This window comes from Pontibacter sp. YIM B11418 (assembly GCF_059278805.1).
In genome coordinates this window covers 229,047-250,353 of record NZ_JCAEMH010000001.1, presented here as the reverse complement: position 1 = coordinate 250,353, position 21,307 = coordinate 229,047, and the positions used below count along the sequence as shown (strand labels likewise).

Annotated in this window: 19 protein-coding genes; 7 read left to right on the top strand and 12 right to left on the bottom strand. The window is 51.7% G+C overall.

Translation table 11 applies throughout. The features are described 5' to 3' along the window. Positions 1 to 14: 14 nt before the first annotated feature. Positions 15 to 884, bottom strand: coding sequence for a universal stress protein (locus AC4QZR_RS01060; RefSeq protein WP_494479267.1), 870 nt, complete (start codon positions 882 to 884; stop codon positions 15 to 17). Positions 885 to 1,059: 175 nt separating this feature from the next. Here AC4QZR_RS01060 and AC4QZR_RS01055 point away from each other — a divergent pair, with 175 nt between their 5' ends. Continuing rightward, the gene (locus AC4QZR_RS01055) at positions 1,060 to 3,774 is read left to right on the top strand and encodes a hypothetical protein (protein ID WP_494479266.1); all 2,715 of its coding nucleotides are present in this window, start codon (positions 1,060 to 1,062) and stop codon (positions 3,772 to 3,774) included. Here AC4QZR_RS01055 and corA read toward each other — a convergent pair. Continuing rightward, on the bottom strand, positions 3,771 to 4,898 hold the full coding sequence (gene corA, locus AC4QZR_RS01050; RefSeq protein WP_494479265.1) for a magnesium/cobalt transporter CorA: 1,128 nt from the start codon (positions 4,896 to 4,898) through the stop codon (positions 3,771 to 3,773). The two genes, AC4QZR_RS01055 and corA, sit on opposite strands and share 4 nt — an antisense overlap. 513 nt (positions 4,899 to 5,411) lie before the next feature. Continuing rightward, positions 5,412 to 6,005 carry an IMPACT family protein gene (locus AC4QZR_RS01045; protein ID WP_494479264.1) on the bottom strand — a complete coding sequence of 198 codons (594 nt, stop codon included), beginning with the start codon at positions 6,003 to 6,005 and terminating at the stop codon, positions 5,412 to 5,414. A 338-nt stretch (positions 6,006 to 6,343) separates the two neighbouring features. On the opposite strand from AC4QZR_RS01045, the gene AC4QZR_RS01040 reads away from it, so the two are divergent. The 6 genes from AC4QZR_RS01040 to AC4QZR_RS01015 all read left to right on the top strand — a co-directional run bounded on the left by AC4QZR_RS01040 (position 6,344) and on the right by AC4QZR_RS01015 (position 13,688). Next, positions 6,344 to 6,757, top strand: a complete 414-nt coding sequence (locus tag AC4QZR_RS01040; protein WP_494479263.1) for a sugar 3,4-ketoisomerase — start codon at positions 6,344 to 6,346, stop codon at positions 6,755 to 6,757. Between the two features lie 15 nt (positions 6,758 to 6,772). After that, positions 6,773 to 7,894, top strand: coding sequence for a DegT/DnrJ/EryC1/StrS family aminotransferase (locus AC4QZR_RS01035; protein ID WP_494479262.1), 1,122 nt, complete (start codon positions 6,773 to 6,775; stop codon positions 7,892 to 7,894). Then, a complete protein-coding gene (locus AC4QZR_RS01030; protein ID WP_494479261.1) occupies positions 7,887 to 8,852 on the top strand; it encodes a glycosyltransferase in 966 nt (321 codons plus the stop codon). Before AC4QZR_RS01035 ends, AC4QZR_RS01030 begins: the two co-directional genes overlap by 8 nt. 251 nt (positions 8,853 to 9,103) lie before the next feature. Then, positions 9,104 to 10,081, top strand: coding sequence for an acyl-ACP desaturase (locus AC4QZR_RS01025; RefSeq protein WP_253400647.1), 978 nt, complete (start codon positions 9,104 to 9,106; stop codon positions 10,079 to 10,081). Positions 10,082 to 10,757: 676 nt separating this feature from the next. Continuing rightward, complete coding sequence (locus AC4QZR_RS01020; RefSeq protein ID WP_494479260.1) at positions 10,758 to 11,858, top strand: vWA domain-containing protein; 1,101 nt, start codon at positions 10,758 to 10,760, stop codon at positions 11,856 to 11,858. A gap of 309 nt (positions 11,859 to 12,167) precedes the next feature. After that, the gene (locus AC4QZR_RS01015) at positions 12,168 to 13,688 is read left to right on the top strand and encodes a sigma 54-interacting transcriptional regulator (RefSeq protein WP_494479259.1); all 1,521 of its coding nucleotides are present in this window, start codon (positions 12,168 to 12,170) and stop codon (positions 13,686 to 13,688) included. Between the two features lie 118 nt (positions 13,689 to 13,806). Here AC4QZR_RS01015 and AC4QZR_RS01010 read toward each other — a convergent pair whose 3' ends face one another. From AC4QZR_RS01010 to AC4QZR_RS00970, 9 genes are all read right to left on the bottom strand, one after another. Continuing rightward, positions 13,807 to 14,097: a hypothetical protein gene (locus tag AC4QZR_RS01010; RefSeq protein WP_494479258.1), complete on the bottom strand. Its 291-nt coding sequence runs from the start codon at positions 14,095 to 14,097 to the stop codon at positions 13,807 to 13,809. 33 nt (positions 14,098 to 14,130) lie between these two features. Next, positions 14,131 to 14,646 (bottom strand): hypothetical protein, encoded by a 516-nt coding sequence (locus tag AC4QZR_RS01005; protein ID WP_494479257.1) that lies wholly within the window; start codon positions 14,644 to 14,646, stop codon positions 14,131 to 14,133. Between the two features lie 97 nt (positions 14,647 to 14,743). Continuing rightward, the gene (locus AC4QZR_RS01000; protein ID WP_494479256.1) at positions 14,744 to 15,334 is read right to left on the bottom strand and encodes a hypothetical protein; all 591 of its coding nucleotides are present in this window, start codon (positions 15,332 to 15,334) and stop codon (positions 14,744 to 14,746) included. A gap of 51 nt (positions 15,335 to 15,385) precedes the next feature. Next, on the bottom strand, positions 15,386 to 16,576 hold the full coding sequence (locus AC4QZR_RS00995; RefSeq protein WP_494479255.1) for an NRAMP family divalent metal transporter: 1,191 nt from the start codon (positions 16,574 to 16,576) through the stop codon (positions 15,386 to 15,388). Further along, a complete protein-coding gene (gene pxpA, locus AC4QZR_RS00990; protein ID WP_494479254.1) occupies positions 16,573 to 17,352 on the bottom strand; it encodes a 5-oxoprolinase subunit PxpA in 780 nt (259 codons plus the stop codon). The genes AC4QZR_RS00995 and pxpA overlap by 4 nt, the downstream gene beginning before the upstream one ends. Beyond that, positions 17,349 to 18,344 (bottom strand): 5-oxoprolinase subunit C family protein, encoded by a 996-nt coding sequence (locus AC4QZR_RS00985; RefSeq protein ID WP_494479253.1) that lies wholly within the window; start codon positions 18,342 to 18,344, stop codon positions 17,349 to 17,351. The genes pxpA and AC4QZR_RS00985 overlap by 4 nt, the downstream gene beginning before the upstream one ends. After that, entirely contained in the window at positions 18,334 to 19,068 is a 735-nt protein-coding gene (pxpB, locus tag AC4QZR_RS00980) for a 5-oxoprolinase subunit PxpB (protein WP_494479252.1), read from the bottom strand. The genes AC4QZR_RS00985 and pxpB overlap by 11 nt, the downstream gene beginning before the upstream one ends. A 121-nt stretch (positions 19,069 to 19,189) precedes the next feature. Then, a complete protein-coding gene (locus AC4QZR_RS00975) occupies positions 19,190 to 20,503 on the bottom strand; it encodes a dicarboxylate/amino acid:cation symporter (protein ID WP_253400637.1) in 1,314 nt (437 codons plus the stop codon). Positions 20,504 to 20,772: 269 nt separating this feature from the next. After that, positions 20,773 to 21,231 (bottom strand): peptidylprolyl isomerase, encoded by a 459-nt coding sequence (locus tag AC4QZR_RS00970; RefSeq protein WP_494479251.1) that lies wholly within the window; start codon positions 21,229 to 21,231, stop codon positions 20,773 to 20,775. Between the last annotated feature and the right edge of the window lie 76 nt (positions 21,232 to 21,307).

Below are 21,307 nucleotides of genomic sequence, written 5' to 3'. Positions count from 1 at the left end.
CGCCAGGGTAGAGCCTATTCCTTGCCCTGGAACACGAGCACCGGCAGTGGCGCGTGCAGCACCATCTTCTTGGCCAGGCTGGGGTTGAAGAGCGAGTCAAACGTGCCGCGCCCCTGGGTAGTCAGGGCCAGCAGGTCGATATTTTCGCTACGGGCAAAGTCTTGGAGGGCCTCGGCTACATCGTCGCCTTCGAGCAGGGCATAGCGGATGTCGTTTTCGGTAGCACCGTGCTGCAGGTTTTGCTGCAGCACCAGCAGTTTTTCCCGGTCCTCCTCCGGATCGTTCGAAATATGTACACAGTAGATCATGGGCTGCAGATGGCCGAACAATTGCCGGATGCGATCGATGTCGGCCACGTCCGTTTTGCCGAAGTCAGTGGCGTAGAGGATGCGGCCAGGTATAGCGCCATCGTATTGATTCGGCACTGTCAGCACAGGCACGCGCGCCTCGTCGATCACCTTGGTCGAAACGGTGCCGAACACTGCCCGTCCGAAGCTCGACTCGCCTTTGGTGTTCATGATGACCAGGGCAGGGCGAAAGCGCTCTGCCTGTTCGGGTATCTCCTCTTCTGGCAGGCCATGGGTAAAGGTACGATCAATATGCAGACTGCTGCCCATGCCGCGGGCTTCCCGCTTCAACTTTTCGTAGAGCACCTCAAGTTGCTCCAGTGCTTCGGTTTCGTTGCGGTGCAGCACACGATCCGCCAATTCTTCCGAATGGTTCAGGTGGGCAGCGCTGGCCGGTGCAGCATCAGCCAGGTAGTCCTGAAAGCAGTGGAGGAGGAGCAGTTTGGCACCGGGAACGCCCGCTGCCAACTGCAGCGCGTAGTGGCAGGCCTTGGCCGAACCTTCCGAGAAATCAACAGGTGTGAGTATCCGATACATGGTTAGCAGGTTTGAGTTGGCACCTTTATACGCAGCCAGACTCGTGCAGGTGTAGCCTCTGGCCGCTAAATAGGTATAGAATCTGGATATTTACGACATGAATTGGGACTGTAGCCACTATACCCGGGGGATTTCTAATTTTTTCGGTTAATTTGTAGCTTCATACATCCCCACTATGCCGAAACGCATTGTCTTTTTCTTCATCGCATTTGTAGTGCTGGCCTCCCTGGTCTATTATGGCTTTAGCAGGTGGCAGGACTCCCAGCAGAAGGTAGACCTCTGGACGCTGGTGCCCGAAACGGCAGCTTTTGTGGTGGAGACCAATAACCACAGCGACCTGAAAAAGCACCTGGAGCAGACTGATTTGTGGGAGAGCTTCTCGGTGCTTCCGGTGGCGCAGCGCTTTCAGGAGAACATGGCCATGCTCGACAGCGTGGCGCCCGGCAACCAGCGCCTCGAACGCTTCCTGGACAAGAAACATATCCTCACCTCCGTCCACGTGCTGGGCAAAACCGATGTGGAGTTCGTGTACTACATCCCCGTGGTATCGGTAGGTGAGCACCGTTTTCTGCGCACGCTCAGTGAGAACGTTAACAAAAACCCGCTCTTTAAAGAAGAGATCCGCGAGTACCAGGGCGTGCTGCTCACCGATGTGACCAATACCCAGTTGGGTAACGGTTTTACCTACTTTTCTTTCCATAACAACATCATCCTGAGTGCCTCACCCGTGTTAGTGGAGGAGATCGTACGCCGCATCAACCGTGGCAAGCTTAACTCCATTGCCGCTGACTATAAAAAGGTGAATTACCTGAGCCAGGAGGATGTGTACGCCAACGTGTTTGTGAACTACCGCGCCCTGCCTGACCTGTTTGGCCTTTTCCTGCAGGAAGATCTGATGCCGCAGGTGCGCTACCTGAGCAGCTTTTGCCGCAACGCCATGCTGGAGCTCAAGCTCGACCAGAACAAGGTCTTCCTGAACGGCTTTTCGAATCCGGAAACGCTGAAAGGCTCTTTTCAGGCGCAGCTGCAGCCCTCCAGGCCCCGTCCGCTCGACATCAAGCTATTGCTGCCTACACGCACAGCCATCCTGATGCACTTTGGGGTGGGAGAGGTGGCCCGCCTGCGCGATGGTAAAGCTCCCAATGATGCCTTCAGTCCCGCCATCGACAGCCTGGCCCGGTCTTTTAGTCAGGAAATAGCGCTCGCTTACATGGAGTCGTACAACATGAACACGAGCCCTGACAAGATGGTGATTGCCCGCATGGAAAACAGTGGTAAAACCGGTATCCGCTTTCAGGCCTTGGCAGAACAGGTGAGCAAAGCGCAGAACGAAAAGATCTATACCGAAAAGTACGGCAACCATACCTTGCAACTACTGGAATTGGAAGAGCTGCCTGCCCGTTTGTTTGGCAGTTTGTTCGCCGGTTTTGAGCAGAGCTACGTGTTGCAGCTTGAAAACTACATGATTTTCTCCCCGGACATAGCCAGCCTGCGCGCCCTCATCGACGATATCAATGCAGGCGAGGTATGGGGGCGTTCCGTGGCGCAGAAGGCCTTTTTGGAGGAAACCCTGCAGGAGGGCAATTTCAGTCTGTACCTGAACACCGTGAACGCCTGGTATATTCTGAACCGCTATTTACAGGAAGAAGACCGCGAAGATCTGTTGCAGAACTCCAGCCTGGTCCGGAGATTTAACCAGGTGAGCGTACAGTTTGCCCGTGCTGAAAACCAGTATTACACCAGCGTGCTGTTCAGAAGGCAGGAGCGCCATACCGACGGTGTGCAGGGAGGTTTTGAAGAAGAGCTGACCATTCCGTTTGCGAGCCGCCTCATATCGCCGCCCTGCCCGATCCAGAATGCCATAGACCGCAGCCGTGAAGTAGTGGTACAGGACTCGATGCTGGTGCTGCATAACATCACCTCCACGGGCAGCCGTGGCTGGACCGATTCAGTTCAGGCCCAGGTAATCGGCAGCCTGCAGCAAGTTGAGTTGGGTAGCGAAAAGCGCTTGCGCTATGTATTTGCCACGGGCACCCGCATCCATGCCATTGATCACTTGGGCCGCGATCTGGAGCACTTTCCGTTTAACGTGAGCGATACCCTGCGCCTGCAACGCCTGGCCGTCTTTGACTTCGCGAAAAACCGTGACTACCGCTTTTTGGTGGATGACGCCCTGGGCAACCTGTACATGTTCGACACACGCGGCAATGCTATACCTGGCTGGCAGCCCCGCCGCATGGACTACCGCCTGGCAGCCACCCCGCAGCACGTGCGGGTGGGCGGCCGCGACGTCATCCTGGTGCTGCTCGAAAACGGCTACGTATACGCCCTCAACACCAAAGGCGAAACCTACCCGGGCTTCCCATTCAGTCTGCGGGTGCCGATCACATCCGAAGGCGTCATCCGGCCGGGTGCCGACTTGCGCCGCTCTGTTGTGACGGTGGTGTCGCGCTACGGTGAGGTGGTGGAGTTTAACCTGCAGGGCCAGGTAAAGGCGCGTGAGCAGCTTCCGCGGCCAAGCAAAAGCGCCATGTTCGACCTCGTGGCTGACGACGGTGGCCGCTCCTACATTATTGTGCGGCAGGACCAGGGCAAAGTAGCCGCCTTCGACCAGGACTTCAAAGAGCTGTTTGAGAAGCGTTACGTTACCTCAGCGCCCAAGATTGTGCAGTACTTTAACTTCGGGGGCGGCAACCAGGTATACGCCATCACTGAAAACGGCCCTCAAAAGACCTACCTCTACGGTCCGGACGCCCGCCTGATTGGAGGCAGATCGCTGGAGAGCAACAAGCCTGTAAGCATTCACTACAATGAGGTGGGCAACAATTACTCCGTCTACAAAGTGTTCCGCAACGAGCTGCAGAAACTCAACTTCAAACTGCCTAATTAAAAACTTTTAAACCAGCCTTTCTTGTAGAACAGGTATAGCTGCACCATGACCAGGGTGGTCATCAGGATGATCAGGGTGGGGTAACTGTAGGGCAGGTATAGCTCGGGCATACTCAATCGGAACACCTCGCCTGTTTCGGGGTCCTGGCGTGAGAAGTTCATGCCGTACAATCCGGCAATAAAGCTCAACGGGATAAATATACTCGAGATGATGGTGAGCACTTTCATGATCTCGTTCATGCGGTTGTTCACCGTAGACATGTATAATTCCACCAAACTGGTCGACATTTCCTTGTGGCTGTCGATCAGGTCGATGAGTTGGACGGAGTGGTCGTAGGCGTCGCGAAAGTATACTTTCAGTTTGTCAGGTATAATGTCTTCGTCCATGCGCAGCAGTTCGTTCATTTTGTCGCGCTCCGGCCAGGCAATGCGCCGTAGCTTGATTAGCTCGTTTTTGAGGTCCAGTATTTCCCGCAACGCCTGCTTCGACGGATTGTCCAGAATCTTCTGTTCCAACTCCTCAATGTAAGTCCCGATAGCCCCCATCACCGGGAAATAATAATCCAGTACCACGTCCAGAATAGCATACACCAGGTACATCGGAGGTCGTTGCCGAATGATGCCTTTGCCTATCCGGATGCGCTCGCGGAGCGGGTCCAGGCAGTCTTCGTAATCACTTTGTAGGGTAAGTACATAGTTGGGACCCGAGAAAACAGAGAGTTGGACATCGTCCAGGGTATGATGCTCTTCTTTCCAGCGCAGCATGCGGGTGATGATGAAAAGCCGGTCGTCGAGTTCGTCGACTTTTGGTCGCTGGTAATCGTTGATCACATCTTCCATCTGCAGCGAGTGTATGTCGAAGTCCTGCTTCAGCAGCTCGAGCATGGTCAGATCAGCGTATCCCCGGATGTCGATCCAGTGCGTTGCCTCAGGCTTCGACTTTACCTGCTGCACCAGTTCGGCGTAAGAAACCAGCTCCTGCTCTTCAAACATTTGTTCGTTGAATGACATCAGCAAGTAACGTGGGGCATGCGCCTCAAAAGGTATAAAAAGGGAGCCCGGACTGATGCCGATCTTACGGTCCAGGATTTTGTGTCGGGAGCGGTGTCGTTTCTTTTTAGCCATGGTGGTATTAGTGCGTGCTGCAGCCGTGTAAGTTAGTGAAAATTAGGTTTTGCCCTATGATTGTGCAAGCAAGCTTTGTAGTGGCGGCTGTTGCAGGTATAGCGGAATGCGTTGCTCTGTAGCTTGCCCTGGCCGGGCGGGCCTTACTTTTTGTGTCAAGACAAAAAGTAAGCAAAAAAGTCAAGACGATACAAACTCGCTGAACGCTCAAATAGTGGAGTGTCGTAATGGTGCACCTGGCTGATGCTATACCTTCGTTGTGAACGTGCAAGTTACACTTGCTATACCTGCCTAGGGATTGCAACAGATTCTACAGCGATTATACCCAGAAATGGCAGTGACGGAAACTCCCCTCCTTGGATAAGGAGGGGTAGGGGTGGTTGGACCCGGAATAGTAATAGGACTGCTGTTACTACAATGCTACACCTGTAAATCGGCAATGTCATAAGTCCCCCTTTAAAGGGGGCAGGGGGATGTTAATCGTGCACGAGAATCGTGTTAATCTATCCTGATTCAGGCAACCGTGACTCCCTCAATCCCCTCCAACTTACCCCGCACTTCCTCCTCCAGCTTTCGCCGAACCTCGAGTGTCATGCGGCAGTCGAGTTCGAATTGCTGATCTTTTACGCCGAGCTCATACTCTTTCACCAAACTCATCACGTCATTCATCTGCGGGTAGGCGAAGTATACCTGTAGCAAAGTTGTTTCGTGCTTCTCGACGATAGTGGCATTAGTGAGAGCTTCGGCAGTTGAGGTTTTGTAGGCGTTGATCAGGCCGCTGACGCCCAGCTTGGTACCGCCGAAATAGCGTACCACCACAACCAGCAAATTGCTCAGGTCGAAGGAGCGGATCTGGCCCAGGATGGGGTCACCGGCGGAATGGTTGGGCTCGCCGTCGTCGTTGGCACGGTAGCGGCTTTTGTCAGCACCCAGGCTGTAGGCGTAACAATGGTGGCGGGCATCGTAATACTGCTTGCGCAGGTCGGTGAGGATCTCTTTCACTTCCTCCTCCGTGTATACCGGGTAGGCCAAAGCAATGAATTTACTCCCTTTTTCTTTGTAGAGGCCTTCGGAGGGCGCTTCGATGGTACGGTAGGTGTCTTCCATAATATAAAACAGATGGGCGGCAATTTCCTGCTATGTAGGCAGCACTTTCGCTGCAGCACAACGGCCATTCCCGTGCAGGCTACTCCGACTGCTATCTTGGTAATGTGATAATAAACTACTATCTGTAAGTATACGCTTTGGGGTATTGGTAATGTCTGAGGCTATACTCAAGCAGACCCCCGACAACACAGGTATAGCATAGGTATAAAAGCAGGAGCAGGCAGCGCGCCCTGCATTGCAAAAGTAACAGAAGCGTCCGCAAGGGCAAAGCCGGGAACAGATGTATAGGCACATTTGCCGAAATTGTTTTAATTTGTGGCTCTACTAAAATTTTTCTTTTGTCTGCCACACCATACCTGCTCCACTTTACCGAAACCGGTAGCCAAGAAATAGGCTTCATTGCCTCCACCCAACTGGCCCAAAACATACCCTTTGCGATCAAACGGGTGTTCTGGACTTACGGCACACCAGCGGGTGTACTGCGCGGGCAGCATGCCAACAAAGCCACAGAAGAGGTGCTGGTAGCCGTAACCGGAAGAATTAAAGTGGAAACAGATAACGGTAAAAAAAAGGAGACCTTTGTGCTGGATGATCCGGCCACGGGGCTATACCTGCCGGCCATGTGCTGGACCGATCTGTATTTTGCACCCGGCACCATAGCCGTTTGCCTGACTTCCACCGATTTCGAGGAGTCCGATTACATCCGCGATTACCCAACTTTTCAGCGCCTGGTAGCACACCTGGCCCTGTAAATACCGTCTATACCTATGCCCGCAATTCAGGTCCCATACTTCGCTTTCCGTGACTACCCCGCAGGTATAAACCAGCAGGTAGAGGCAGCGTTGCTCCGTGCCTTTCGCGGTCAGCAATACATTTTGGGTGAAGAGGTGCGTGCTTTCGAAAATGAATTTGCTGCGTATGTGCAGGCAGGTATAGCCATCGGGGTGGGCAATGGTTATGATGCTTTGGTAGTGGCGCTGAAAGCTGCAGGTATAGGAACTGGTAATGAGGTTATTGTACCGGCGAATACCTTCATCGCGACCGTGAATGCTGTGGTGCAGGTTGGAGCTATACCTGTGCTGGCCGAGCCGGATCGCTATACCTGTAACCTGACTGCCGCTGAAGCCGCTGCGCACATCACACCTCGCACCAAAGCCATCATACCTGTGCATCTCTATGGCCAAGCTTGCGAAATGACAGGTTTTCTAAGACTAGCTGAACAACACAACCTGACGATCATCGAAGATTTTGCACAGGCACAGGGCGCGAGTTACAAAGGCCGTCCGGTTGGTAGTTTCGGTCGTATGAGTGCCACCAGTTTTTACCCGACCAAAAACCTGGGTGCGCTTGGTGATGGCGGTGCTGTCGTTACTTCAGACCCGGAACGGGCCGCCTATGCCCACATGTATCACAACTACGGGCAGCAACAGAAATACCACAATCAACTAATAGGCATCAACTCCCGCCTCGATACCCTGCAGGCCGCCGCACTGCGCGTTAAGCTGCAACACCTCTATGCACTGAACAGCGAACGTCAACGGCTAGCTCAGGTATACCTGACCGCGCTGCAAGGTATAGGCGACCTCGTAATGCCTGTCACAGCGCCGGATTGCACGCACGTATACCACATCTTTAACCTCCGCACAAAGCAGCGCGATGCCTTGCAGCTACACCTGACTGAGCAAGGTATACAGACGGCCATACACTACCCGGTTCCTGTGCATCTGCAGGAGGCTTATACTTATTTGGGATATGAAAAAGGGAGCTTTCCGGTAGCCGAGGAACTGGCCGACACAAGCCTGAGTCTGCCGCTTTTTCCGGGTATGACGGAGGCAGAACAGGAAGCAGTTATCTCTTGCATTCACACTTTTTTTGAGCGAAATGGTTGATGCTGCACGGCCGCTGGTGTCGGTCATCTGTCTCTGCTACAATCACGAGCGTTTCATCGCCGAAGCCTTGGACTCGGTGCTGGCCCAGACTTATGCCAATCTGGAGATCATCATCATGGACGATTGCAGCACTGACAATAGTGTAGGCATCATCCAGGAATACGTCCGAAAATATCCCCAAATCACCTTCCTGAGCACAGGCACCAACCAAGGCAATACCAAAGCTTTTAACATGGCCTGGCGGGCTTCCAGAGGCGCTTATATCATCGATTTCGCTACCGACGATGTGCTCTTGCCAGAACGGGTGGCACAGCAGGTGGCGGCCTTCGAGAAGCTGGACGATACTTATGGCGTTGTCTATTCGGATGCGGAGTACATTGATGATAATGGCCGGCATGTTCGCTTTCACTGCCAGCGCAACAAGGCAGGCGAGATGATTTCTTTTGCTCCTTCCGGCGATGTTTTTCACCATTTGCTGGGGCACTATTTTATTTGTCCGCCCACTATGATGATGAAACGACAAGTGTTCGAGGAGCTGCAGGGTTATGACGAAACGCTTGCCTACGAGGACTTTGACTTTTGGCTGCGCTCCTCCCGTAGGTATAAGTACTTTTTCCTGGATGCCATCACTACCAAACGGCGCCTGCACGCCAATTCGCTTTCGCAACAATTGTACAAGCCCGGCGACAGACAGCTAAACTCAACAATATTGGTCTGCGAAAAAGCAGCGAAACTGGTGCATAGTCCGGAAGAAAAAAGTGCCCTGACCCGCCGTTTGCAGTACGAAGCACGGCACGCTTTCCTGACTGGCCACTATCAGCAAGCCGAACAATTTCTGAACCTGCTACGGCAGTACGCCGGACTTGGACCGGTCTACCGCACAATCCATCTCCTGAACAAACTTAAAGTAGACCTGCGCATCCTCAGAGTGCTGTATCAGAGGCTTTTAAATCGCTGAAATTGCACTCTGTCAGGGACTTACTACACATTGGGGGTAAACACGTAAACTGTTTTCTGTTTCTGCGTAAGTATAAGTTAACCCGGTGGTGCTTTATGGTTTGTGCTTTTGAGAATGAGCAAGTTAAAGTTTAAACACGACACTAAACCCGAACACCTTTTTTTAGCAGAGAGTTAACTTAATATTACGCTGCGGACAAATATTTTAGTATAAATACCTATATTTGAAGTTCAATCGCCTAAAACAATACCATGATCACAGCCATTGCATCCCGTGTAGAAGTCATGAAGTGGATGGAAGACTTTGTCCACGAAAAAATGACAGAGTTCCTAAAGTCCGTTGAGGACAGTTGGCAGCCAGCCGACTTGCTGCCCGACGCCCGCATGGAAAACTTTTTTGAAGAAGTAAAAAACCTGCAGGAACGTGCCCGCGACCTTAGCTACGACCTGCTTGCCGTGTTGGTAGGCGATACCATTACCGAAGAAGCACTGCCAACTTACGAAAGCTGGCTGATGTCTATTAAAGATGTGCCAAGCAACGAAGATAGCCCCTGGATGAGGTGGAACCGTGCCTGGACAGCCGAAGAGAACCGCCACGGTGACCTGCTGAACAAGTACCTATACCTGACCGGCCGCATCAACATGCGCGAAATGGAGGCTTCTACGCAGTACCTGATCGCTGATGGTTTTGACCTGCAGACTGACAATGACCCGTATCGCGCTTTCGTGTATACCTCTTTCCAGGAAACAGCCACCAACCTGTCGCACCGCCGTGTAGCCCAGATCGCCAAAAAGCAAGGCGATGGTATGCTGGCAAAGCTTTGCGGCTACGTAGCTTCTGACGAGGCCCGTCACGCCAAAGCGTACAAGGCTTTTGTAGGCAAAATATTTGAGGCCGATCCGAACGAAATGATGCTGGCCTTTGAAGATATGATGCGTAAGAAAATTGTAATGCCCGCACACTATATGCGTGAGTTAGGTGTGGACATGGGCAAAACATTTGGCCACTTTACCGATGCTGCCCAGCGCATTAACGTGTACACCGCCCTCGACTATACCGACATCTTGAGTGACCTCGTGAAAGAGTGGAAGCTGGAAACCGTAACTGGCTTGAATGATGCCGGCGAGCGCGCCCGCGATTATATAACAGCGCTGCCAGACCGCCTTAAAAGAGTAGCGGAGCGTATGAGAGCGCCACAACTGGAGTATAAATTCCGTTGGATTGATTAAGTAGCGAGAGCTATAATTTATATTGATAGAGGGCAGGTTGCGAAAGCAGTCTGCCCTCTGCTGTATATGGCGCGAGTGTCCACGCTCGTGACTGCTATCGTGGGGCCTCTGGCCCAGGTGTAGGTATAGCTCACTGTTGTTTTCTAGCAACTTCTGTTGCAGGTATAGCAACTTTTGTTGTTTCATAGCTTCGCCTGTGCGGCGGGCACTCACTTTTTGTCTTGACACAAATCGAGGGCCCCTTCCCCCAAAGTAAGCAAAAAAGTCAAGACTCCCCAAACTCGCTGAACGCTCAAACAGTGGGTAGTCGTAATGGTGCACATGGCTCATGTGATCTTTTTCATAGCCAAAGGGGCAAGTTACTCTTGCTATACCTGTCAGTGGCAATGACAATTCCAATAAGACTTATACCTACAAACTAGCAGTAGCAGAAGTCCCCCTTTGAAGGGGGCAGGGGGATGTCAATCATGCACGCGAATCCTGTCAATTCTTTAATCCTGAAAATCCTGATTCAGACAAAAGATATAACTGTATTAACTCCTTTCTTTAGATAGATTACGATCTACACAAGCAGGCAAAGCAGTTGGGGCTAGACAGGGGATTTTACGTATAAGGACCGGTGCGCACGAACATTCGGCTGTGTAGCGTTGTTAAGGTATAGATTAGGAGAAAGCATATGAGCATAGGATATAGATTTGGAGAGTACATACCACCACAGGACGATAAGCAGGGCTTCGAGTCGCTGCTGAAGATCTTCCTGCAACTGGTCATGATCACTTCCGGCGATGTGGCAGAGGCCCTGGCGTGGCTTAGTTCGCTGGACAAGCAGTACGGCCTCACCGGCGATGATTATGGGATAGGCGACTTTATTGAAGACCTCAAAAAGAATGGCTACATCGATGAGAATCCGCAGGAGGAAGGGGTGCTGAAACTGACTGCCAAGAGTGAGCAGAACATCCGGAAAAGTGCGCTCGAGGAGATTTTTGGTAAGCTGAAGAAAGGCGGCAAAGGGAGCCACGCGACACCACAGACAGGTATAGGCGACGAGGCCAGCACCGACCGCCGCGAGTACCGCTTCGGAGACGCGATCGAGCAGATTTCCATGACCGACTCCATCCGAAATGCACAAATCAACCACGGCCTTTCCGACTTCCGACTGACCGAGCAGGACCTCGAAATTATGGAGACAGAGCACAAAACGCAATCGTCTACGGTGCTGATGATCGATATTTCGCACTCCATGATTCTGTATGGTGAAGACCGCATCACACCGGCCAAAAAAGTGGCGATGGCACTGGCCGAACTTGTGAAGCAGAAGTACCCGAAAGATACGCTGGATGTGATCGTGTTCGGCAACGACGCCTGGCAGATCGAAATCAAAGACCTGCCATACCTGGAAGTTGGTCCCTACCATACCAACACGGTGGCCGGGCTCGAACTGGCGATGGATATTCTGCGGAAGCGCAAAACGCCTAACAAGCAGATCTTTATGATCACGGATGGCAAACCAACCTGCCTGAAGGAAGGGCTGCATTACTACAAAAACAGCTTTGGCCTGGACCGCAAAGTAGTGAACAAGACCCTGAACCTGGCAGCTCAGTGCCGTCGCATTAAGATTCCGATCACCACCTTTATGATTGCATCGGACCCATACCTGCAGCAATTCGTAGACGAGTTTACCAAAGTGAACAACGGGCAGGCATATTACAGCTCGCTGAAAGGCTTAGGTCACCTGGTGTTCCGCGATTACGGGCGCAATCGGAAGAAGAGCTTTTAGAAGTTGAGAGATTAACCTGTAGGGACAGGTCGCGACCTGTCCGAATCGTTCACTCAAGAAAATCAACCTATTAAGAATGCTTTTTCTTGAGCTGGTTCGCATATAAAAACAACAGCACCAGTGCACCAAGTATACCATAGTAAACAAGGCTGTTCATATGAAAATAGATTCTTGAGACGAGAGCGATGATAAAGATCAACAAGCCAATCAACTCCAAAATTTTATAACGCGGAATTCTTTTCATGTAATGAAGATACACTTTATTCTGTGAAGTGGAATCTGATAAATGTTTATAACTGATAAAGCTACATGCAATACAAAGACATAAAAGCAGAGAATTTACTGAAGATAAAAACCCTTGGCCAGCTTCGTGCCGCCGGGTATGAGCCGCAAACCGTAAAACAGGAGCTGCGTCGTAATTTAATCAGCAAGCTGCAGCGCAAAGAGGAGGTGTTTCCAGGCATCTGGGGCTACGAAGAAACCGTGGTACCGGACTTGCAACGGGCTATTCTTTCCATGCACCACATTAACCTGCTCGGTCTGCGCGGCCAGGCCAAAACACGCATTGCCCGCCTGATGGTGGACCTGCTCGACGAATACATACCTGTTGTGCAAGGCTCCGAGCTGAATGACGATCCGCTGCAGCCGCTTTCGCGTTATGCCAAAGACCAGGTGCAGGAGCACGGCGACGATACGCCCATTGGCTGGATGCACCGCTCCGACAGGTATACCGAAAAGCTCGCCACGCCCGACGTGTCAGTAGCCGACCTGATCGGTGATGCAGACCCTATCAAGGCGGCGACGCTGAAGTTGCCTTACTCGGATGAACGGGTAATCCATTTCGGTCTGATTCCGCGTTCACATCGTGGTATTTTCGTGATCAACGAGCTGCCTGATTTGCAGGCCCGCATCCAGGTTGCCTTGTTTAACATTCTGCAGGAAGGCGATATCCAGATTCGCGGCTTTAAAGTGCGGTTGCCACTCGACATCCAGTTTGTGTTCACGGCCAACCCCGAGGATTATACCAACCGTGGCTCCATCGTGACACCGCTCAAAGACCGCATCGACTCGCAGATCATCACGCACTATCCGAAGTCTATTGAGATTGGTAAAAAAATCACGCAGCAGGAAGCCCATATCAAAGAAGAACAGGACCAACTGGTCACCACCAACGACATCATCAGTGATTTGATAGAGCAGGTGGCGTTTGAGGCACGTGAAAGTGAATACGTTGATGCCAAAAGTGGCGTGTCGGCCCGTCTGACTATTTCGGCTTTTGAGAGTTTACTGAGTGCTGCCGAGCGGCGTGCGCTGCTGAATGGCGAGAGCAAAACCTATGTGCGCTTGTCTGATTTTCTGAACACTATACCTGCCGTGACTGGTAAAGTGGAATTGGTATACGAAGGCGAGCAGGAAGGTGCGGGGCACGTGGCGCAGGTGCTCATGGGCAAGGCCATCCGCACGCAATTCCTCCAGTATTTCCCTGACCCGGATAAGGCCAAGAAGTCAAAAGAAGGAAATCCTTACAAGAAAATAACCGATTGGTTTGGCGACGGCAATACAGTTGATATTCTGAATGATGCCACTGCCTCGGAATATAAGAAATCACTGCAAGCTATACCTGGCCTGAGCGAGCTGGTAGAGAAATACCGCTCCGATGCAAAAGGGGACGAGAAGCTTTTCATGATGGAATTTGCCCTGCACGGCTTGGCTGAGCACAGCCAGCTCAGCAAAAACCGACTCAGCACCGGCCTGCAGTTCAAGGACCTGCTCAGCGGTATGTTCACCATGCCAAGCTTCGGAGAGGAAGAAGATGAGGATGACTTTTAGGAGTTTAGAAATTTAAGAGTTAAAGAGTTGAAAAAGGCAGAAGTGGTAACCGTACTACTTCTGCCTTTTTTAATGATTTGTATTGAGTTGTCTTATTCAGACTTCCAGAGAAGAATACCTATACCTGAAGCAAGGCAGTAGCGATGCTTTCCCACTCTTCCTGAAGCGAGATGGAAGGTCTTTTGCGGCCAGCCCGGCTATACCAATAGTCCGCGTTCCAGGTGTCGCCCTCTTTGCGGTGCAGGTAAGCGTGAATCCAGGCAGCGGTTTTATCGGGCAGGTCTTGAATCAGAACATGTGCTTTGTCCCAATCACCTCTCGCATCATGCCACAACGCCTGCAGGTATACCGACACTTCTGAAGGAGGCGTGGGAGCGGAGAGGCTGGCTTTGAAGGTGGAGAGGGTCATAGGAAAAGTTAATTACATAGAAACGTATCAACATTAGAAATGTAGGCTTCCTGCAATTTTGTCGAAAAGTATTCTGTAAGTTTCAAAGTTAGGAGAAATAGTCACCATGGTTAAGATAAGTATGGCTCCGTCCTTATTTGCAAACAGAACATAGTTGTGCATGTCCTCTTTACTGTATTTATTTTTATGCGATTCTATCAGGTATTTATACTTTCTATCATTGATCACGGTGTCACCCTCTTCAATAATTGTGAACCCTTCAACCGTTCCAATGCTCTTTAAGAATTCACTATAAGTTGCATCCAGCCTTGTTTCGTCACGATGCAAAATGTTAATATTAAAATTTTCTCTAGGAACATCTTCCTCACTCTGTTTCTGTCTGAATGCGATAAAATCTAACGATTTGTCAGCAGGTACACCGTACTTCCAGCCAACAGGAACTCCAATCTGGTAATTTTTTACAGTATCCTGAATAATAGCAAGTTCCTGTCCGAAACTTATAGTCTTAACAGATATCAGGATAAGGAGGGTGAGTAAAAAGTGTTTCATGTTTGGTATATCAGTTTCTAAGAAGTTTGTATGTCGTGTGTTTACTAATCAGTGCCGGATTTGTACAGCTGAAGCACAGGTGAATAACTGTTATAGTTTAGTATCCCTGCGTATCGCTCTTATTTAGGATTGGCTTTTCTGCCTTAGTTCTGTAAAGCTCCAGGGAACCTGTAATAAATTGGTAAAGTAAGGGGTGCGTATCATTTCGAGGTGAGGACGCATAAAGTTCATAGGCTGGTCCGTTTTCATGACGTACTTTTATGGTTGCTCGAGTGCCATCTAAGACTATTTTTCTGTCACTTTCATCTATTTTAAGGGTTCTTTCTTTCGATAATGAATCGCTGATGCGAAGCAAGGGGTGATTTGATGAAATTATTAAACTATCTTTTTCATAGCTCTTGTACTTCTCAAAAATTTGGGTGAGTCGCTTTCGAGCTTCCAGATCATTCTCAAAGGTTTTTACTAATTCCTGAATTTCTAAACTGTCTTGCTTCGTGGGTTTTAAATCCTCCTGCTTTCTTTTAAGATAAATAACTTTCGTTTTGTCTCCATTTTTTAAGAGATGAATCTTAAACTCTGAATGACTGGCTGATGCAGTAGATGTGATTTCTATCTGGTAATTGCCTGTGGTTTGGGAATAAGGAAAAAATGTAGAAAGGGTTAGAAGGAGAACTAGTAGTATTTTCATGTTTCGAAAGTAGTTAATATGCGAGTTAGAAGCGTGTTGCAAATGATGATGTTACCCAAACAAAGCCGGCAGCTGCTTCACCAAGGTATAGCCGCCCATCCAGGCCATCACCAGCACCACCAGAACGCCGAAAACCGTCAGCCACAGCGGGTGCTTATACCTGCCGATGATCTCGGTTTTGTGGGCAGCGATGAGAATAGTGCCGAGTGTGATGGGTAAGATAAGCCCGTTTAAAGCACCCGCCAGAATGAGCAGATGCACCGGACGGCCGATGGTGACGAAAATAGCGGTGGAAACCACAATGAAACCAATGATGAACCAGTTCTCGTAGCGCTCGATGTTCCTGTGGAAAGACTTGATAAAAGAAACTGAGGTATAAGCCGATCCGATCACAGAAGTAATAGCCGCTGACACCATCACGATCCCGAAAAGCTTATACCCTACATTGCCGGCAGCCAGTTGAAACACCGAGGCCGGCGGATTGCTCTCGTCCAGGATTAATCCTTTGCTCACGACTCCCAACGCAGCCAGGAAAAGAAAAATGCGGATGATGGATGCGACCGTTATACCTGACACAGCGCTGGTGTTTACCTCAGGCAAAGCCGCTTCGCCTTTCACGCCGGCATCGAGCAGACGGTGGCCACCTGCAAAAGTAATGTAGCCGCCCACCGTGCCGCCCACCAATGTGATGATGGCAATATAGTCGATCTGGTCAGGTAGAAAAGTTTTGACGGCCGCCTCGGCTAGGGGGGGAGAGGACGTGATAGCCACATATACGATCAGCAGGATCATCAGTAGGCCCATGACCTGGGCAAAGCGGTCCATCACCTTTTTGGCTTCCCGCACCAGAAAGATGCCAATGGCAACAGCAGCGGTAATAATGGCCCCTAACTCCGGCGAAATACCAAAGAGCACGTTAAAGCCCAGTCCGGCACCGCCCACGTTGCCAATGTTAAAAGCAAAGCCACCCAGCACAATCAGCACCGCCACAAACAGGCCGAGGCCCGGTAAAAGCATGTTCGCAATATCCTGCGCCCGTTTCTCTGACACAGCAATCACCCGCCATACATTGAGCTGCACCCCGATATCGAGTATGATGGAGACCAGAATGACAAAGCCAAAGCTGGCGGCAAGCGATTGGGTGAAAACGGTGGTTTGGGTGAGGAAGCCAGGTCCTACGGCAGAAGTAGCCATCAGGAAAGCGGCACCGAGCAGGACGCTCCAGTTGCGTTTCTGCTTCATGGACGCTGCACTTTTGGACTGGCAAGCGCTATACCTTCGCGCTGCAGAGTTTCATGAACATGGCGCGCAAATTCCAACGCATGCGGACCATCGCCGTGTATGCAAACTGTATCGGCCTGTATACCTATATCCACCCCCTGCTGCGACTGCACTTTGCCTTCCTGTACCATACGCAGTACCTGACTGGCTGCTTTGTCGGGGTCAGTGATCAGAGCATCGGCCTGACGGCGGGAGGTAAGCGTGCCATCTTGTTGATAAGTGCGGTCGGCGAATACTTCGTTGGCCGCTTGCAAACTCAGCCTCATTCCTGCGTTGATCAATTCACTTCCGGCCAGGCCATATAGTAATGCTTCCGGGTTCACCTTATACACAGCTTCGGCAATGGCTTCGGCCAGTTTGGTGTCGGTAGCGGCCATGTTGTAGAGGGCACCGTGCGGTTTCACGTGGTGCAGCTTGCCGCTCTCAGCCTGAACAAAGGCCTGCAGCGCTCCCATCTGGTACACTACCATGTCGTATACCTCCTCCGCCGAAACGGCCATGTTGCGCCGGCCAAAGCCCACCAGGTCAGGCAGGCCGGGGTGAGCACCGATGGCGACGTTATGCTGCAGACAAAGCTGTACGGTCTTGCGCATCACACCCGGGTCTCCGGCATGGAAGCCGCAGGCAATGTTGGCCGAAGTGACGAAGGGTAGAATCTGTTCGTCGTTGCCGATACGGTAGGCGCCAAAACTCTCGCCTAAGTCGCAGTTCAGGTCAACGGAGAGGGGTTTGTTCATAAGTTGTGCTTTAGTTGGATGGCGCGTGCCAGTTGGGTCAGGTTTTGCTCCCGCCGGATGTAAAGCTGCTGGGCTTCTTCCAAAGATACTTCCTCAAACGTGATGGTCTGACCCGGCACGACCTGTGCTAATATAGGCAAATCGACGCGAACAACCTGCAGGATACGCGGGTAACCGCCTGTGGTCTGGTGGTCGGCCATCAGCACGATCGGATTGCCATCGGGTGGCACCTGCACCGTGCCGAACGTAACGGCAGTAGAGATAAGCTCCGCTTCCTCGCTCAGGTATAGCGAAGCGCCCTGCAACCGGTAGCCCATCCGGTCCGACTGTGCCGAAACCTGGAAGCGCTCCGTCCAGATCTGCTCCTGGCTGTTTCCGGAAAAGAGTTCGTACTCAGGACCTTTGATGACCCGAAGCGTAGGGTTTGGGGTATAGTCAGGGTAGAACTGCGGGTCAGGTGTCCAGCTGGCGGCTGCGTAATCCGCGCCTGCCACCTGCGGGAACAGGGCTATACCTGCCGGAGTAGGGCTGTTGCAAGGTATAAGGTCTCCGGCCTGCAGTGCCCGTCCCTGGTAGCCGCCTATACCTGCCTGCAGGTAGGTCGCGTAACTGCCCATCAGCTTAGGTATAGCAAAGCCACCCGACACGGCCAGGTAAGCTCTGCAGCCGGATACAGGCGCTCCAAAAGATAAAATGCTATCCTTCTTCACCAAAAGTGGCCGCCACATCGCAACACGTTCCCCATTGAGCTCAGGAGAGAGGTTGCCACCGGTCAAAGCGATCAGTTGGTCTTCGGTGAAGCGGATGGTAGGTCCGATGAGGGTAATCTCCAGCACGGCTTCGTCATCTGCATTGCCGGCCAGCATGTTGGCTACTCTGCAGGCAAACGTATCCATGGCGCCACTTGTAATGATGCCCTCTCTTTGATGTCCATACCTGCCCTTGTCCTGCAGGGTGGTGAGCATGCCTGGTTTTAGGATCTCAAGCCCCATGTGCCCGCTCCTTTCGCTGCCAGAACTCGTCTTCTGAAATAGCTACAAACTTTACCTCGTCACCGGCCTGCAGCAGACTGGGCTGCTCCCGGTTTGGGTCAAAAAGCAGGAGCGGTGTGCGGCCGATCAGTTGCCAGCCACCCGGCGTCTCGATGGGATAGATGCCCGTCTGGCTGCCTGCTATACCTACCGATCCGGCAGGGATATGTGGTCTGGGATTTTGCTTGCGGGGTGTGGTCAGTTTTTTTGCCATACCCCCCAGGTATGGGAAGCCGGGTGCAAAACCGATCATGTATACCCGGTACTTGCAGCGTATGTGGCTGGCTATTACTTCTTGCGGGGTGAGTTTGGTATGGCGGGCCACATACTCCAGATCAGGTCCGAATGAGCCATTGTAGCACACCGGAATCTCCACTACACGGGGCGCTGCGGCCTTGTCGTTTTCACGGGCTACTTTGAGAATATACTGCAGTTGCTCGGTTACGCGGGTATAAGGGTTGTGGAATCCATGCTCGCTCGCTTCCCAGGAATTGTAGTATACCGTAACGGTAGTATAGGCAGGTACCTGTTCTACAAAGCCAATAAAAGGGTGGCGTTCCAGATAGGAGCTGAAAGCGCGTACTTTGGTATGGGTCGCTTTGTCGATGGTATCGCCGAACTGCACCGTAATGGCGCTGTCGCCAAGCGGGTATAGCCGGAACAGCTGCATGTCTTTTTGCTTCATACCTGGGCTAAGTTGTGTGCCTCTGTATACCCTTTGAGGTGAGGTATAGTTAACCAAGGTACATAAAAAAACACAAGACCGCAGGGGCAGTCTTGTGTTTGTGCTAAATGGTCAGGATTGTTTAGTCTTTCAGGCCAACGTCTTCGAGAACAGGGGGATGCAACTGCCCTTCAGAGTGGGCTACGATCATGGCTACGGAGGCATCGCCGGTCACGTTCACGGTAGTCCGCAACATATCGAGCAAGCGGTCAGGAGCCAGGATCAGGGCAATGCCTTCGATCGGTATGCCTGCCTGTTGCAGCACGATCACGAGCATCACTACGCCTGCACCGGGCACGGCTGCCGCTCCTATGGAGGCCAGTGTGGCTGTGAGCACAATGCCTGCCTGCGTCGCCAGCGACAGGTCCATGCCATAAGCCTGCGCGATAAACACCGCCGCCACCGATTGGTAAAGACTCGTGCCGTCCATGTTGATGGTAGCGCCAAGTGGCAACACAAAGCTGGTGATTTCGCGGTTAATGCCCAGTCGTTCTTCGCAGCGCTCCATGGTCACCGGAAGCGTCGCCGCGCTCGAGGAAGTGGACAAAGCCAGCATCTGGGCCGGGAAGATGCCCTTGAAAAAATCGACGTAACTGCTCTTGCCTAAGAATTTGATGAGGAGCGGGTAAACTACGAACATCATGATGGCCAGACCAATTATAACGACGATACAGTAGTAGCCCAGCACGAGCAGCAACTCAGCCGCGGCCGAAGGATCATCGCCGGCGAACTCCACCACCAGTCCTGCCAACAGGGCGAACACACCATAGGGGGCTGCCATCATGATGATGTCCACCATTTTGAGGATGACGAGGTTAACGCCGTCGAAGAAAGCGTTGACAGGGCTCGCCTTGTCTCTTGGTATGAGGATGAGGGCAATGCCGAACAGCAGGGCGAAGAAGATGACCTGCAACATGCTCGCGTTGTTTGTCATAGCCCCAAAGATATTGTCGGGTACGATGTCGATGAGTGCCTGCAGTGGTCCTTGCTGCTCTACAGCGGCGGCATCAGAAGAGCGCTGGGTGGTAGCGGCGGCATACTGGGATTTGAATTCCTCACGTTTCTCAGGAGAAAACGCTTTGCCGGGCTCCGCTACGTTTACGATCACAAGCCCCAGCACCACCGCAAACAGTGTCGTCATCAGGTATAAGCCGATCGTTTTGGTGCCGATGCGGGAAAGTTTGCTGATGTCGCTCAGGCTGGCCACACCCGTAATCAGGGACACGAGCACAAGCGGCACGGCGATTAGTTTGAGCAGGTTGATAAAGATGGTGCCGAAAGGCTTGATCCAGTCAGAGGTGAACTCGATGAGGCCGAAGGAGCTGGCAGAGATACCCCAGGCTACTCCTAGCGCCATGCCGATCAGAATCTGCCAGTGTAAAGCTAATTTCTTCATAAACAGGGTAGTGACAGGGCGGTGGTGGGTGCCTGCCGGTTACAGGTATAGGGTTCAGGAAATCACAGGAAAGGGCAAACACTGAGTAAGTGGCTGCATTTTCTGTCAGGAACGAAGTGTCCCTTTCAGGTAAAATTAAGAATTAATCCTTAAGAATAAGGTTTAATATATAGAAATGGATGATATTAATCCGTTGAAATGAGGCGCTTTTAAACAGGAAAGGCCGCATCTGTGCGGCCTTTCCTGTTATCTGTATCCGGGCTGGATTTCTACTCTTCGTTTACCACGATTTTCTCAATCCTGTCGTTGGCGCGGATCTGATCGATTACGTCCACGCCTTCTACCACCTTGCCGAAGCAGGTATGGTTACGGTCGAGGTGCGCGGTGTTTTTGCGGCTGTGCACGATGAAGAACTGCGATCCGCCTGTGTTGCGGCCGGCATGCGCCATGCTCAGCACGCCACGGTCATGGTACTGGTTCTCACCGGTCAGTTCGCAGTCGATCTTGTAGCCAGGACCACCTGTGCCCGGCACGCCCTTCGCACCTTCGCGTGAGTTTGGGCAACCGCCCTGTATCACGAAGTCCGGAATAACGCGGTGGAAGGTAAGGCCATTGTAAAAGCCTTCTTTAGCAAGCTTTATAAAGTTGTCTACCGTCTTTGGAGCGTCTTTCTCATAAAACTCTACTTTCATGACGCCTTTACCGGTATGGATTTCTGCGGTTTTCATAATTCTACTTGTTTAAGATAATGTAATACTAACAAGTACAAAAGTACGCAAAATATTAATTGGCAGCCAGGCACCG